Source organism: Candidatus Deferrimicrobiaceae bacterium (assembly GCA_036504035.1).
In the GTDB taxonomy this organism is placed as follows: Bacteria; Desulfobacterota; Deferrimicrobia; order Deferrimicrobiales; family Deferrimicrobiaceae; genus JANXPS01.
Map to the genome: position 1 here is coordinate 275,096 of DASXVV010000011.1, position 15,251 is coordinate 290,346.

General features: G+C 67.0%; 12 protein-coding genes. 5 read left to right on the top strand and 7 right to left on the bottom strand.

Annotation, left to right across the window (positions count from 1 at the left end; all coding sequences use genetic code 11):
* Window positions 1-10 precede the first annotated feature (10 nt).
* Genes VGK27_10300 through VGK27_10320 form a run of 5 tightly spaced genes read right to left on the bottom strand, consistent with a single transcriptional unit; the run spans window position 11 to window position 6,780 of the window.
* On the bottom strand, window positions 11-760 hold the full coding sequence (locus VGK27_10300; protein HEY3490493.1) for a hypothetical protein: 750 nt from the start codon (window positions 758-760) through the stop codon (window positions 11-13).
* Window positions 757-2,280, bottom strand: coding sequence for a hypothetical protein (locus VGK27_10305; protein ID HEY3490494.1), 1,524 nt, complete (start codon window positions 2,278-2,280; stop codon window positions 757-759). Before VGK27_10305 ends, VGK27_10300 begins: the two co-directional genes overlap by 4 nt.
* Window positions 2,277-4,826, bottom strand: coding sequence for a hypothetical protein (locus VGK27_10310; GenBank protein HEY3490495.1), 2,550 nt, complete (start codon window positions 4,824-4,826; stop codon window positions 2,277-2,279). Before VGK27_10310 ends, VGK27_10305 begins: the two co-directional genes overlap by 4 nt.
* Window positions 4,827-4,834: 8 nt before the next feature.
* Window positions 4,835-5,542: a hypothetical protein gene (locus VGK27_10315; GenBank protein HEY3490496.1), complete on the bottom strand. Its 708-nt coding sequence runs from the start codon at window positions 5,540-5,542 to the stop codon at window positions 4,835-4,837.
* Window positions 5,539-6,780, bottom strand: a complete 1,242-nt coding sequence (locus VGK27_10320; GenBank protein ID HEY3490497.1) for a hypothetical protein — start codon at window positions 6,778-6,780, stop codon at window positions 5,539-5,541. The genes VGK27_10315 and VGK27_10320 overlap by 4 nt, the downstream gene beginning before the upstream one ends.
* Before the next feature lie 235 nt (window positions 6,781-7,015).
* On the opposite strand from VGK27_10320, the gene VGK27_10325 reads away from it, so the two are divergent.
* Genes VGK27_10325 through VGK27_10345 form a run of 5 tightly spaced genes read left to right on the top strand, consistent with a single transcriptional unit; the run spans window position 7,016 to window position 13,934 of the window.
* Window positions 7,016-9,175 carry an ATP-binding protein gene (locus tag VGK27_10325; protein HEY3490498.1) on the top strand — a complete coding sequence of 720 codons (2,160 nt, stop codon included), beginning with the start codon at window positions 7,016-7,018 and terminating at the stop codon, window positions 9,173-9,175.
* Window positions 9,172-9,543: a response regulator gene (locus VGK27_10330; GenBank protein HEY3490499.1), complete on the top strand. Its 372-nt coding sequence runs from the start codon at window positions 9,172-9,174 to the stop codon at window positions 9,541-9,543. Before VGK27_10325 ends, VGK27_10330 begins: the two co-directional genes overlap by 4 nt.
* Window positions 9,540-12,080, top strand: a complete 2,541-nt coding sequence (locus tag VGK27_10335; GenBank protein HEY3490500.1) for a response regulator — start codon at window positions 9,540-9,542, stop codon at window positions 12,078-12,080. The genes VGK27_10330 and VGK27_10335 overlap by 4 nt, the downstream gene beginning before the upstream one ends.
* A complete protein-coding gene (locus VGK27_10340) occupies window positions 12,077-13,027 on the top strand; it encodes an NADP-dependent oxidoreductase (protein ID HEY3490501.1) in 951 nt (316 codons plus the stop codon). Before VGK27_10335 ends, VGK27_10340 begins: the two co-directional genes overlap by 4 nt.
* Window positions 13,028-13,052: 25 nt before the next feature.
* Window positions 13,053-13,934, top strand: coding sequence for a hypothetical protein (locus VGK27_10345; protein ID HEY3490502.1), 882 nt, complete (start codon window positions 13,053-13,055; stop codon window positions 13,932-13,934).
* A gap of 2 nt (window positions 13,935-13,936) precedes the next feature.
* On the opposite strand, the gene VGK27_10350 is transcribed toward VGK27_10345, so the two are convergent.
* Together VGK27_10350 and VGK27_10355 are read right to left on the bottom strand one after the other, a co-directional pair.
* On the bottom strand, window positions 13,937-14,926 hold the full coding sequence (locus VGK27_10350; GenBank protein HEY3490503.1) for a quinone oxidoreductase: 990 nt from the start codon (window positions 14,924-14,926) through the stop codon (window positions 13,937-13,939).
* Window positions 14,927-15,052: 126 nt separating this feature from the next.
* Window positions 15,053-15,251 (bottom strand): hypothetical protein (locus VGK27_10355; protein ID HEY3490504.1); only part of this gene is annotated, 199 nt, incomplete at its 5' end.

Consider the following 15,251-nt stretch of genomic DNA (forward strand, 5'->3'; position numbering starts at 1 on the left):
TGTTCTTATTTCAGTTTCCCTTGAGAATCCGATCAATCTCTCCGTCCACCGACTCGTGAGACTGCGGTTGCACGGGTGCGATGGCGGAGGGCGGCACAACATCCCCGGGCAGGCTACCGGAAAGGGACGCCAGCTTCTCGACAAGGCCCGCCCGGGCTTCCGCAAAGAGTTCCTGCATCATCCGGTTGTGATGCCCGTGGACCAGGTCGAGCGAGCACTGGACGGATAAGCCGCACCCCGCCCCGTATTTCTTGCCGAGCGCCATCTCGCGCGAAACCGGCTTCTCCCAGAACGGCTTGCCCTGCCCGCCGACCCTTGCGTTCAGGGCAACGGCAAACCGGCTCGGGTCGGTCCTGTGGATCGCAAAGTACGCCTTCGTGACGGTTCCCTCGACGATCACTTCGTCGTCGGCTGCTTCCGATACGTCGGAAACGAACCTGGCCGACCGGAAGTTGCCCGAAGCCGCCAGGTCGTCGGCGAAGAACTTCGCCCATACCGGGGGGGGAAGCGCCTCGATCATCCCGGAATAGCCGGATTTCGCGAGGTTGAAGTAGCCCCCGTTCAGGACCGAGCCGCGCCTCGTGAAATCCTCGGTTCCGTCCTTGAAGGGGAGGACCGCCACCTTCACCGGAAGTTTCCGAACGCCGGCCACCGGCGCGGGGGGCTTGTATACGAAGTTGAAATTGTACGAGCAGCCTCCCGCCACAGCGAGAAGCAGCGCGGCCATCATGGCGGAACGCCCCCGCAAGCAACGCGTCATCGGATCTCCTCCCACCATTTGTTGAGTCGATCCAGATCGGCCGGCACGGGATTTCCGGGATGCTCGCCTCGCTTCACCTCGAACGTCTCGCCGGATGAGACGATCACCGTCTCGCCCTCCCGGGTCACCGCCTTCACACGGCCATCGAGGACGGCGACGGTGGCCGTGCCCCCCGAGACGAAGGCCGCAAACCGCGCCGCGCCGAACCGCAGGCGCACCGCCTCAATGGCGACCTCGTAATCCCGATTTGCCGGGGGCGGCATTCCCTCGACCGGCGGCACATACGGCTCGAAATAGAGAAGGCCGTTCCCTAGCGTCAGCCGGCATTCGCCCGACGGCCCGCACGCATCGAGGACCGCCTTCGAGTCGGGGCCGATCCGGATGCCGCTGCCGTCCCACAGGGAGATCCCGACGCCTTTCTCCTCCGTCGCGATCAAGAAGCCGGCGCGAATCGTCTTCGGTTCGAGACCGCCGCCCCACAGGGCCGCCTGCGCGCCCGATACCGCTTCTTTCCCGAGCCCGGCGCGGATCCGCTCAAACTCCTTTTTCTGCTCCGCCATACCGGCGGCGAGATCGTTTCGCGATGCGACGTCCCCGGGTTCGAGCGAGCCTTCAAGCGTCGCGAACGCCTTGAAGAACGCCCGCTTCTCTTCCGCCTCGCAGTAGAGCGACAGGACGGGCGGCCGGCAAGGGTCCTCGGGCGGAACGAGCGTCCCTGCGGAGGCAAGCGCCTCGGGCAGGCCGTCCATCCGGAGCAGGACGTGATCGCGCGCGGAAAGGATATAGAGGCTTCCGTCCCGCCAGCGAAGCATCCCCCCGACGCCTCGCCGGACGATGCCGAAGTCCTTCCCGCGAACGGCGTAAAGGTGGTCGCCGTCGGAGAAATAGAGCACGCCGTCCCGGCCGTCCACCGCCAGGGAACGAATGTGAGAAAAGCCGGGAAGATGCGCGAGGAGCCTAGCGGGGCCGCCCTCCCGGAGGGTATAGATCCTGGAACCGGCGGAAAAATACAGCGCTCCCTGCGCGAGCGCCATCGCGTCGATCGGGGCGTCGAGCTCGAGCAGCGGTTTGTGCCCCGAGCCTTCCTTGTAGATGTAAAGGACCGGCTTGCCGGACGACGTGACGCCGCTGATGAAGGTCCGCTCGCCTTCGGAAGCGAAGACGCTCTTTTCCAAGGGAACCTCGATGAGCTGCCTCGGCTTTCCTCCGTCCACGACGAAGAGCGCGCCGCCCGAAATCAACTGGAGTTTACCGCCCGCGAAGCCGAGCCATGCGGGATTCACAAGCGGCTCCCCGAAGAGAGACTTCCCCGATCCGGCTTCGAACACGTTGTCGCGGGTGAGAAAAAGAACGGCGCCTCCCGGACCGACGTCGAAGGCGAGGGGATCGCCGAGCGTGGCGGTATCGAGCACTTTCCGGGCCTCGACACGCGGCGCGGCGAACGACCCGGTCGGCATCCCGAAAAGGACCGTCAGCGCCGGCAAGGCGAACACGATCCAGGCTCGGCGTATGCAGATCATCTGCCCTTGACCTCTTTTGGCTTGTCGTCGCGCACCCGGGCCGGGAGGGTGTAGCCGTCGACGCCCAGTTCGTTCGCGATGCCGGGGAAGTACGACGACTCGACATAGTGGGGGGCGATGAGCGTCTCGGCCATCCGTTTCCCGCTGCCGATGACGCCGTCCGGCTTGCCCAGGATCCGGTAGTCGGCGCCCCACATGAACCGATAGTCGACGCCCGAGGATGGTACGCCGACGACCTTCCTCGCCATCGACTCCATCGCGTCGGCGCCGCTCGCCATCAACTCCGCCGGGGCGATGCTCGTCCCCCAGGGAACGGGATCGTTCAGGTTGACCCAGACGACGACCCGCTTCACCTTTCCGGAATCGACCAGCTCCTGGTAATGGCCGCTCTTCGCCAGCGACAGGTCGCCGCCGACGATGTCCAGCTCGTTCACCCGGACGAGGTCTTCCCGTATCAGCGCTTCGGCGACGGTCGCTCCGTTGCTGTGGGCGACGAGCCTGTCGCACTCCTTCCCCGAGACCTGCTCGAGCGCCTTGCGGGCCTGGGGGGTGTTCAGGGAGATCGCCCCGTCGGTGAGGTGGTCGCCGACGATGCGTCCCGACTCGGTCAGGCCGTAGCCTGCCCGGTACTCCTTTTCCTTGTCCATGCCGAACGAGACGACGACCGCGCCGCCGACTCCGTCCTTGCCTTCCGCGCCGGCCTTCTTCGCTGCTTCGTTCATGCTCGCGTACGTCTTCCCGCTCCAGGGGCTGACGCCGTTCGTCATCATCCGACTCGCGTCGTTGTTGTCTGTGCCGAACCCGAGGACAACCATCTCGTGCACCTTCTCGAAAGACTTCTTCAATGGCGGGACCGCCGAGAGCAGTTCCTTCTGCGTGCGCACCTGGCGGGCGTCGTATGCCGCCCGCTCGGCCATCATCCGCTTCTGCATCTCGAGCCACGTCTCCTCGCGCAGGGATGGGATGGAGGGGACCGGCGGACGGAACGACTCAGGGTCCTTGCCGGCGCCGAGGGCGCGCAGGACGCGGACCGCTTCCTCCCTCGACTCGCCGGCACGCTTTTTCGCGGCGTCGTGCGCCGACCTCGCCTTCTCCCACGCGGCGTCAACTTCGGGCCCGCCACCTTTCTTCCGCGCCCTCGCCTCCTTCAGCGCGGCCTCGCTCTTCGCGAGGGCGTCGCGCGCCCAGGCGTATTCGTCGTGGACCTTCCGGAACGCATGGAGCCCCTTCTCGTCGACGGCGGGCGCGACGGTTCCGGCGGGGGGTTCGGAAATCTCGCCGGTCGCGGCGCCCAGCGCCTTATCCAACAGTGCCGGCACCTGTTCGGCCGTCGCCGTCTCGACCGCCTGGACCGTGGTGGACGCTTGCCGGAGGTGGCGGAGGTCGACCACCATCGGGTCGTTCCCCGGCTCCGGCTGGAGAATCGTCTTGTCCGGCCCGGGCCCGCCGCCCAACCCGAAGAACGCGGTGCCGCCGGCCTTCGCCTTGTCCCGCCACCAGGACCCGCCCTCGCCCTCCGGATCGCCGGTCGAGGCAGGCCCCGCTTCGCCGTTCGCCCAAACGGACACTTTCGGAAGCGGCACGCCGGGCGCCTCCAGGCGCGTCCCCTTTTCCCACGGCTGCTCCCATCCCGCCTTGAGGTCGACGACCTTCCCTTCGATGGGAATTTCCCGGTCGGGCTTCCGCTCCCGCGTTCCGGCGGCGCGGAGGGCGGCCACCGCGGCCCGGGCCTTCGGCGCATCCGTCCGATGACGCGACCGGATGGCGCAGTAACCCCGCACGCCCGATGCCCGGTCGGCCTCCTGCCGATCCTGCTGCGCTTCCCGCCGAAGCGTTTCGGCCCGGCGCAGTTGAAGGTCCACCTCCCCGAAGCGTTCCGCCGGTTCGTTTCCGGCGCTCCCCGCGCCTGCCGCCGAAGCCCGGCCCTCCCGCTTGAGGCGTTCGACCTCTCCCCGTACCCCTCCGCTCAGATCCAGGCAGGACTGGCGAGCCTGGTTCGCCGCCTGGGCATAGGTCTGCTGGACCTGCCGGATGAACTCGGCGCTGCCCGAGTGGCTGAAGGACGGCATTGGGGGGGGCGGGGGACAAACGGTCGCCGGGATGTTGCAGGCGCCGGGATTGTCGAGGCAGGCGTCGACCGCCTGGAGCATCCGGCCGAGGCTGCTTTCCATCTGGTTGAAGTATTGGGCGAGGCCGGGGACGATTCCCCGGTCCCGGGTGGCGGATTCCGCGCCCTGCCGGAGCTGCGCGAGGATCGCCCGGGCCTGCGCGGTCTGGGCCTTGATGGACTGCCGGGCGACGGACGTGTCGACTTTCGGAGCGGACGTGGTCCCGGGTGCAATACCGCCCTTGCCCGTCAGGAACCGCCGGCGCTTTTCGGATTCCCGGTCGGCGACTCCGGCATCCCGCTCGGCGGCCTCGGCCTTTTCGCAGAACCGGTCGGCCCGGGCCCTGTCGGCATCCGCCCGGGCGGGCGGGACCGGCAGCGCGAGGACGAGCAGGAGCAGGAATCCCGCCGCCCCCGCCCGCTTCGTGCCTTCGCGCATGCGGAAGATCAGCGGCTCGCCATCGCGGCGGCGAGATCCCGGGAGCTCTCCTTGAGCCGATCCAGCCGACGGCTGTCGCCGTCGAGTTTCTTCAGGATCTCCTCGGAGGCGACGAGCAGGAATTTCGCGTTCGCGATGGCAGCGAGGCGGTTGTGCGCCTCCATGAGCCGATTCCCCTCGTTCTCGAGCTCGTCGGCGCGCATCTCGAGGGGCCCGGCCTTCTTCTCGGCATCCATTGAGATCTGGCCGGCCTGCCCGTGCGCGTCGGCCACGCCCTTGGCGTCCACCGACTGCATGCCCTGGATCATCTTGCCCGTCAGCGCCTGGGTGAGCGCCCCGTTGGACGACAAGCCCCCCCCGCCCATCCCCGACATGAGGCCGAACATGTCGCCGAGGAGGCCGGAGATCTCGGCGCTCTGCGCGGCCTGGTTCCTCAGAAGATCGCCCTTGGCCGTGGCATCGGAGCGGAATCCGCCGGCCTTCTTCCGCAGGTCGCTCGAGGCCGCGTATTTCTTGCCCGCCGCCGTCTTCAGCAGCTCCGCCTTCCGCTTTAGCGCCTCCCCTTCCTTCTTGAGCGCGTCCACCTCGGAGCCGGACATGAGCGCGGGCCCCGCCTCGGACTTGGGAAGGAAGAGCGGGCTCTCGGCCAGCGCCGCCCCTTGCGCCCCGAGCATGCACAACGCGAGAACGCCCGCCTTGAGGGTCTTGTGCCTCATCGTCCGCCTCCGGGAAGCGATTGCGCGACCAGGACGCCGGTCACGTAGTATTGCAGCGGCTTGAAGTAGCCGTCGGTCTCGAGCAGCTGCCGCTTGATGTCGGCCCGGTCGCGCGCGATCGCCGGCAGCGCCAGCCGGAACCGCTCGAGCGCCTTCCGGGCCGAGGCCGACCCCTTTTCCCTGCCGACGTCCAGCCCCCCGAGGGGACCGGCGCCCAACACGTCTTCGGAAAGCTCGGCGGCCTCCAGCTCGTCGGCGACCTTCTCGCTCGCGACGATGGCGGAGCCGGCCATCTCTTCCCCCTGGCTGTAGGCTTTCCAGTGGGCCGCCAGCGCCTTCCGGTGCTCCTCGATCCGCGCCATCGTCCGGAGCGCCTCGCCGAGCGCCTCCCCCGATCCGGGCTTCGCTGCAAGCGTAGCGGGCGCCAGGCCTTCCGACAATCCCGGGGAGCCCCCTTTCTCGAGATCGTAGAGCGCGCGTCGCAGGGCATCGACGTCGGCGGGATCTTTCCCTATCCGCTCGGACAGCGCCAGGGCGCCCGCGTATCGCTTCAGCGCCGGGCTGTTCTCGACGGCCCGGGCGAGCGACTCCCCGGAGACCGGGGAGACCGTCGAGGACGCCGGGCCCGGGATCAATCCGCGGACCTCCGCCGCGTGGGGGCTGTCGGGGAACCGCTCCAGGAATCCCTTGAACCCGTACGGGCTTCCCCAGGCCTTGACCTGCGCATAGCTCTTTTCGGCGAGCAGCGTTCGCGCCTCGACGGCATATCGCGACTTCGGGTAACGGAGCAGGAAGTACTCGAGCGCCGCGGGGGAGGGATCCGCGCCCGCGCCCTTGAACTCGAGCTCCTCGACCCGGCTCCGGATCTCCGGGACGCTGCCGTTTCCCTTGAAATAAACGAGGAAATCGTAGAGCGCCTCGACGGACGTCTCGTTCCGGGCGGCCTTGGCGGCGAGCTCCGCCACCGTGGCTGCGATCTTGGGATCGGGATTCGCCTTCATGGCGCGGACGCACTCGGCCACGCTGTCGGCCTTCATGACCTGTTCCATCTTCGACGATTCGACACGTTCGCGGGCCTCTGCCGCGTGGCCGCTATCGGGATGCCGCTCGAGGTAGTTCCGGTACGCCGCCGGGGTGTTGACCTCCCTGGCCATGTTCCACGAGGTGACTTCCGGGGAGGTGGCGCAGCCGGCGAAGGCGAAGGCGAAAGCGAGAATCGCGACACGGGATCGGTTCATACGGTTCCTCGTAAAGGGAAATGCTCGTTCGAATGCCCACATCTACACTTTTCGTCACGCAGCGCATGAAACTTCATTTGAAATCCGTACACGACGCGGATTCCGCCCCAGGCATATCGGCAGTTGCAGGAAAAAGGATTCATTTCGGATATAATCCAACCGGTGTGAGTTGCGCCCCGGAAAACTCCGAACCGTTCGGCGTCTCCGGCGACGGGAAGGAATAGCGTGGTCCTCCATGGGTCGTTTTTCGTCCGCTCCCGCACGAAAGGCCGGCTTCGCCCTCCTGTTGTTCCTCCTGGCCGCCATCTGCGTCGGCCTGTTCACCGTCATCTTCGAAAACGCGAAGCGGGACGCCGTGGAGCAATTGAACGAGCGGCAGCGAATCCATGCCCGGCAAGCCGCGTCCGGCATCGAGGAGTCCTTCCGGAACTGGACCGCCATCCTGGCCTCGCTGGCCCGGATCGACGATGTCGTCGACGTCACGCCCGACGGCCGGGCGGACCTCGACTTCTTCCAGGAAGCCCACCGGGACCAGGTCCTGTCGATCTCCCGGATCAGCGAGACCGGAGTCATCCTCTACACGGTTCCCTTCAGGGGATCCATCGGGAGCAGCATCGCCGGGCAGGCGCACGTCCGCAGGATCCTGGCCGAACGGAAGCCGGTCGTCAGCGACGTCTTCCGCACGGTCCAGGGTTTCGACGGCGTGGCGCTCCACGTCCCGGTCTTCCGAAGGAATGCGTTCAAGGGAACGATCGCCGTCGTCGTGAATTTCCAGAGTCTCGCGAAGCGTTATCTCGAGGTGATCCGGGTCGGCAAGACCGGCTATGCGTGGGTCGCAAGCGAAAACGGGGCGATGCTTTATCACCCCAACCCCGATCTCGTCGGGCAATCGGTCCTGGCGATCGGAAAGGGGAATCCGTCTTTCCTCGCGATGACGCGGCAGATGCTCGCGGGACGCGAGGGGATCGCGGAGTACACGCTGGGGCCGGCCCGCCCGAACGGCGCCAAGCCGGCCAACCGGCACGCGGTCTACCTGCCCGTCCATCTCTGGAACACCTTCTGGTCCGTCGCCGTGGGCTCTTCCGACGACGAAGTCCTGGCTTCCCTTGCCTCGTTCCGGAACCGGCTGGCGCTGTTCCTGGTCGCCGTGCTGGCCTCCGCTGTCGTCCTTTCGACGATGGGCGCGAAGGCCTGGCTGATCGTCCGCGAAGAGGGAGAGCGCCGGCGGGTCGAGGGGGAACTGCGGGAGAGCGAGAGGCGATACCGGGAGCTGTTCGAGAAGAACCCCGCCCCGATGCTGATCTACGAGAAGGGTACGTTCGACATGCTCGCCGTGAACGACGCCTTCCATTTCCTGTACGGCTACGATGACAACGATATCCGCGGAATGCGGCTGCCCGACCTCTACCCCGAGGAGGAGAAGGCGCCGGTCGTGGCGATGGCTTCCCGCCTGACCGGGGTCGCCTACGTCGGCGAATGGCACCACCGCCTGAAGGACGGATCGCTGATCACGATCGTGGTCCGGTCGCACGACGTCGACTACATGGGCCGCAAGGGGCGCCTCGGCGTCATCACCGACATCTCGGGGCTGAAGCGGGCCGAAGAGCTGCTTCGCAACCTCAACGAGACGCTCGAGCAAAAAGTTCGGGCGCGCACCGCCGAGCTCGAGAAGGCAAACGCCACGCTCTCGGAGCTCGACCGGCTCAAGTCGCTGTTCATCGCGTCGATGAGCCACGAGCTGCGCACCCCCCTGAACTCGATCATCGGCTTCACGGGCATCCTGCTGCAGGGCTTTGCCGGCCCGCTGAACGAAGAGCAGGCCAAGCAGCTCGGCATGGTCAAGGGGAGCGCGCGGCACCTGCTCGACCTGATCACGGACATCATCGACCTGAGCAAGATCGAGGCCGGGAAGATCGGGCTGGACCTCGGGCCGGTCGACCTGGCCCAGGTCGCCCGGGAGGTTCTGGGCGAGTTCCGCGTCGCGGCTGCCCAGAAGTCCGTCTCCCTGTCGATCGACGCGCCGGATCGCCTCCCGATCGAGGCCGACGCGCGGAGGGTGCGGCAGGTACTCATCAACCTTGTCGGGAACGCGGTCAAGTTCACGGAGGGGGGAAGCGTGTCGGTTTCCTTGACGCAGGAAGAAGAGACGGCGACGGTGGCGGTCCGGGATACCGGCCCGGGAATCCGGCCGGAGGACCTCGGCAAGCTGTTCCGGCAGTTCAGCCAGGTCGGCCTGGCCGAGACGCCGAAGCACGAGGGGACGGGGCTCGGCCTCTACCTCTCGCGGAAGCTGATGAGGATGATGCAGGGAGACATCCGGGTCGAGAGCACGTTCGGGCGGGGAAGCGTCTTCATCGCGACGCTGCCGGCGTCCCGGGCGACGGAGGGGGCATGAAGAAGGTTCTCGTGGTCGAGGATAACGAGAAGAACATGTACCTGATCTGCTTCATCCTGGAGCGGATGGGACACCGGGCGATCCGGGCGGGGACCGGCGAAGATGGCGTCGCGCTCGCCCTCCGGGAGCAGCCCGACCTCATCCTCATGGACATCCAGCTTCCCGGCATCGACGGGCAGGAGGCGACGCGGCAGATCCGGCAATCCGCCGCGGGCCGGGCGGTCCCCATCGTCGCCATTACCTCCTTCGCCATGGCGGGCGACCGCGAGCGCCTCCTGTCCTCGGGATGCACCGGGTACATCGAGAAGCCGATCAATCCCGAAACGATCATGGGCGATATCGCCGGGTTCCTCGAGGAGAAGACATGAAGATCCTTGTCGTGGATGATATTCCCGAAAACGTCTACATGCTCGAATCGCTTTTCCGGGGAAGCGGCCACGCGATCCTCACCGCCCGGAACGGGGAAGAGGCGCTCCGTCGGCTCCGGGACGAGGGAGCCGACCTGGTCGTGTCGGACATCCTGATGCCGGTGATGGACGGATTCCAGCTTTGCCGCGCGGTACGCGCGGACGAGGCGCTCCGGGGGATCCCATTCGTCTTCTATACCGCGACCTATACCGACCCGAAGGATTGCGATTTCGCCATGAGCCTCGGCGCCGACCGTTTCCTGGTCAAGCCGATGGAGCCCGCCGATCTCCTCCGGTCGATCGACGAGGTGGCCGCCGCCCGCCGAGCGGCGCCCGAAGGCGATATCGCTCCTTCGCACGCGGAGGAAGAATTCCTTCGCCGGCACAACGAGACGCTCTTCCGGAAGCTCAACGACAAGATCTCGGACCTGGAAAAGGCCAACGCGAAGACCCGCCGCGACGAGGCGCGCCTCGAATGTCTGCTGAGGATCGCGCAGGCCCGCTTCGGTTCGACGCAGGAGATGCTCGACCGCGCTCTCCGCGAAGCGCTTGTGCTGACGGGCAGCCAAATCGGCTACCTCTTCCGGTACGACGAAGGCACGGAGCATTTTTCCCTGAGCGGCTGGGCGCAGGACGACAAGGCCTCCTACCCAATTCCGGAACCCTCGTTCGACTACGAGCTTGCCAGGACCGGCCTTTGGGGCGAAGCGGTCCGCCGGCGAAAGCCCATCCTCCTGAACGACCTCCGGACCGAGAACTCCCTTCGCCACGGGATGCCGGAAGGACACGCCCGGTTGGAACGCTTCCTGACCGTTCCGGTCCTCAGGCACGGGTATGTCGTGGCGGTCCTCGGAGTGGCCGACAAGCCGGCCGACTACAACGAGACGGACGCGCGCCAGCTGACGCTCCTGATGGACACCATCTGGGGTATGGCGGAGCGAACGCAGATGGAACGGACCATCCGCGAGTCCGAGAAGCGCTTCAGCGACCTGATGGAGAGCGTTTCCCTGGCGACGCTCATCGTCTCCTCCGCGGGCGTGGTGACGTTCTGCAATTCCTTCCTCCTGGGGATGGCCGGGCGCACGGCATCCGAAGCGGTCGGCGGGAACTGGCTCGATCTGTTCGTCCCCGCTTCGCAGCGGGCTTCTCAATCCCGGGAGATCGACGCGGTCGCCGGGACGGGCGCCCCCCGGAAGTTCGAGGGCGAGGTCCTCACCCTGGGCGAGAAGCGCCGACTGGTTGCCTGGAACGCCTGCGCCCTGCGGGACGGCGAAGGCCGGATCACCGCGGTTGCCCTGGTCGGCTTCGACGTGACCGACCATCGGATCGTCGAGGAGCAGCTTCGCCAGTCACAGAAGATGGAGGCGCTCGGCACGATGGCGGGCGGGGTCGCCCACGACTTCAACAACGTCCTGACCGTGATCCTGGGCTGCGCCTCGCTCCTGAAGATGGGGCTCGAAAAGAGCTCGAAGAACGAGTCGCTGGCGAACGAGATCGTCGCCTCGGTCGAGCGCGCCTCCGAGATGACGCGAAGCCTGCTCGCCTTCAGCCGGAAGCAGCCGGCGAACCTGTTCCCGTGGGACATCAATGTGGTGCTTGTTGAGTTGAAGAAGAGCCTGAAGCGGCTGATCCGCGAGGACATCGAGTTCCGCGCCACATGGCACGACCATCCCGTCCCTGTGCTCCTGGACCGGGGGCAGATCGAGCAGGTCATCGTCAATCTGGTGGTCAATGCACGCGACGCGATGCCCTCGGGCGGCGTCCTGTCGATCGCCACCTCCACGATCGAGGTCCGCGAGGAGCGCGATTCCGAGCTGTTCCGCGAGCTGCGCCCCGGCCGGTACGGCGTCCTGACGATCTCCGACACCGGCGTCGGGATGGACGCCGAGACGCAGAAGCGGGCGTTCGAGCCGTTCTTCACGACGAAGGAGCAAGGCAAGGGAACCGGCCTCGGCCTTTCCATCGTCTACGGCATCGTCACCCAGCATGGGGGGTACATCCACCTCTACAGCGAGAAGGATTGGGGGACAACATTCCGGGTCTACCTCCCGCTCCTCCCCGAGGGGGAAGAGGTCCCGGTCGTCACCCCCGAGGCCGAGATCCCCCGCGGCACGGGAACGATCCTTCTGGTCGAGGACGAGGAAGCCGTCCGGAAAATCACCGGCACCATCCTGGAAAGCAACGGCTATCGCGTCCTGTATGCCGGGGACGGCGAGGCCGGGCTGGCCGCGTTCGAGGAGAACCGCGACACGATCGCGCTGGTGCTGTCCGATCTCGTCATGCCCCGCATGAACGGCCGGCAGATGTACGATAGGATCTGTCGGGTCACGGCGGGCGTCCCGGTCGTCTTCATGAGCGGTTACCCCGACAACCTGTTTTCCGACGGGGGCGGCAAGGACGCGCCGGCGTCCTTCCTCCAGAAGCCTCTCAGCCCCGGGACGCTCCTGCGGACGGTGGGCGACGCGATCCGGCGGTCCGGAAAGGAGACAAACGCTTGAAAGCCATCGCGATCGACGCATTCGGAGGGATCGAGCGACTGCGGCTCGTCACGCTCCTCGACCCGCGCCCCGCGCCGGGCGAGGTGCTGATCGCGGTCGAATATGCCGGGGTCAACCCGGTCGACTGGAAGGTCCGCGAAGGCATGCTGGCCGACATGCTGCCGCACCGCTTCCCGATCGTCCCCGGGTGGGACGCCGCGGGAACCATCCGCGCGGTCGGCGAGGGGGTCGCCGATTTCGCGCCCGGCGACCGCGTCTACGCCTACTGCCGGAAGCCGGAGGTCCATCTGGGCACCTACGCGGAGCTTGTCGCCGTGCCCGCCGCCGTGACGGCGCGCATCCCCGACAACCTCTCCTTTGCGAGCGCCGCGACCATTCCCCTGGCCGGTCTGACCGCCTGGCAATCGCTCTTCGACACGGCGCACCTGACGGCCGGCGAAAAGGTGCTGATCCACGCAGGGGCGGGAGGCGTGGGTTCGCTCGCCATCCAGTTCGCGAAGCACGCGGGAGCGACGGTCTTCACGACGTCCAGCCGGAAGAACCACGATTACGTCCGGGGCCTGGGCGCCGACGCGGCGATCGATTACCGGGAGGAAAGTTTCGTCGACCGGGTCAAGGCACTCGCCCCCGAGGGGATCGATGTCGTCTTCGACACGATCGGCGGCGAGGTGCAGGGAAACAGCTACCGGGTCCTGAAACCCGGGGGCCGGCTCGTCTCCGTCATCTCGATCCCGGATGCCGGTGCCGCGGGAAGACCGGACGTCAAGGCCGATTTCGTCTTCGTCTCCCCGGACGGGAACCAGCTTCGCGAGATATCCACGCTCCTGGAGGGGGGCGCAATCCAGCCTCCTTCGTACAAGCTGATGAAGCTCGAAGAGGCCGCCAAGGCGCAGGAACTGAGCCGCGCCGGGCACGTGCGCGGCAAGATCATACTCAAGGTCCGCTAAAAGCCGGGCCAGGAGAGGTGACGATATGAAGAAATTGCTGATCGGATCGATCCTGCTGGGGATGGGCCTTTTCATTCCGGCGCCGGCGTCGGCGGGCATCAATGTCAATGTGGGGATCTCCCTGCCCCCGCTCATCACGTTCGTGGCTCCCCCGGAGCTGATCGTGCTGCCCGACACGCCCGACGTCTACGTGGTTCCCGACCTCGAGTCGGACCTGTTCTTCTGGGACGGATGGTGGTGGCGCCCCTGGGAAGGCCGCTGGTTCCGCTCGCATTACCACGACCGAGGCTGGAGGCGTTACAACCGGGTCCCCGACTTCTATTACGACGTGGATCCGGGCTGGAGAGGGTTTTATCGGGAACGAAGCTGGCAAGGGCATCGGTGGGACTACGAGCGGATCCCCGACCGGCGGCTCCGGCAGAACTGGCGGGGCTGGAACAACAACCACTATTGGGAAAAGCAGCGAAGCTGGGGCGTCCAGGGCTATCAACCGCGTCCTCAGCCCCAGAGGCAGGAACTGAGGCAGCAGCGGCAGGAGCAATACCGGCAGCGGCCCGAAGTCCAACGCCTGCAGCGGGAACAGCCGCCGCAGGGTCGGCGACCGGAGCCCCAGGTCCGGAGACCTCAGATGGATCAGCGGCCCCAACCGCAGCAGGATCGGCGGCCGCAACCACAGGTGCAGAGGTCGCAGCCGCCGGCGCAACGTCCCCAGGTCGAGCGGCCGCAGCCACCGCCCCAGAGACCGCAGCAACAAGTCGAGAGACCGCAGCAACGGGAGCAGCGGCCTCAGCAGGCCCAGCCCCGGGGCCGAGAGCCTCGAGGCGACTCACAGCGTCCGCAGTCGCAGGAGCGCGGTGGGGGGCGGGACCAGGAACGGGACCGGGACGCGGAACGTCCCTCGAGATAGCCTCAGGCGGACGCTTCGGCGTCCGGGAGCAGGATGCTTGAGCCGGTCGTCCGGCGTTCCTCGAGATCGCGATAGGCCCGGGCGGCCTCCCGGAGTGGGTAGCGCTGCCCGATCTCGATCTTGACCGCGCCGGACAGGACCACGTCGAACAACTCGCCCGCCATGGCCTCGAGATCCGCCCGCCGGGCGGCATACGAGGCCAGGGTCGGGCGGGTGACGTATAGCGAGCCGTGCCGCGCCAGGACCCCGAGGTCGAAGAGTGCCACGGGGCCCGAAGCGTTCCCGAAGCTCACCAGCAACCCGAACGGCCGCAGGCATCGCAGCGAGGTCTCGAAGGTGTCCTTGCCGACCGAGTCGTAGACGACCGGCACCCCCTCCCCGTGCGTGATCTCCAGAACGCGGGCCACGACATCTTCCTTGCGGTAGTCGATGCAATGGTCGGCGCCGTTCCGGTTCGCCGTCTCGCATTTCCCGGCGGAACCGGCCGTGCCGATGACCGTGGCCCCGAGCTTTTTCAGCCACCGGCACGCGATCGTCCCGACCCCGCCGGCCGCGGCGTGGAACAGCACCGTGTCGCCCGGCTGCACCCTGTAGGTCCGCCGGACCAGGTACTGGACCGTCAGCCCCTTGAGCATCATCGCGGCGGCCTGCTCGAACGAGATCCCGTCAGGGAGGCGGCAGAGCCGGTCGGCGGAAAGGTTGCGGACTTCGCAGCCTGCGCCGGCGACCATCGCATAGGCCACGCGATCGCCCGGCTTGACCTCCGTCACACCCTCGCCCACCGCCTCGACTACGCCCGCCCCCTCGTTGCCCACGATCGCCGGAAGCGGCACCTTGTACAACCCGCTCCGTTGGTAGACGTCGACGAAGTTGACGCCGATCGCCGCATGGCGGACACGCGCCTCGCCGGGCCCCGGCGCCTCCACGTCGACCGTTTCCCACTTCAGCACTTCAGGCCCGCCGTATTCGTGGAACCGGATTGCGCCGGCCATGGGGCACCTCTGTTTTCTGGGATGCGACGCAAGAGACGGGGGGTTCGGCCCGAACGCGAAAAGCCCGTGGCCTCCCCGATATCGACGGGCGAAGCCACGGGCTCTGGCGATCGGTCCCCTTGCGAACTACTTGACGGTCGGCACCACCGTCGCCAGCGTCTGGCCGACTTCGGCGTTGTCCCAATATTCGACCAGCGTCTCGCCCATCGTCAGGTCGTAAGGGGCATCGATGGTCTTAATCTCGCTGCTCCGCCCGACCGTGTAGGAAACGATCGGCTCGCCCATCAGCACCGTATCGCCCTTCTTCTTGAGCCATTTCTCGATG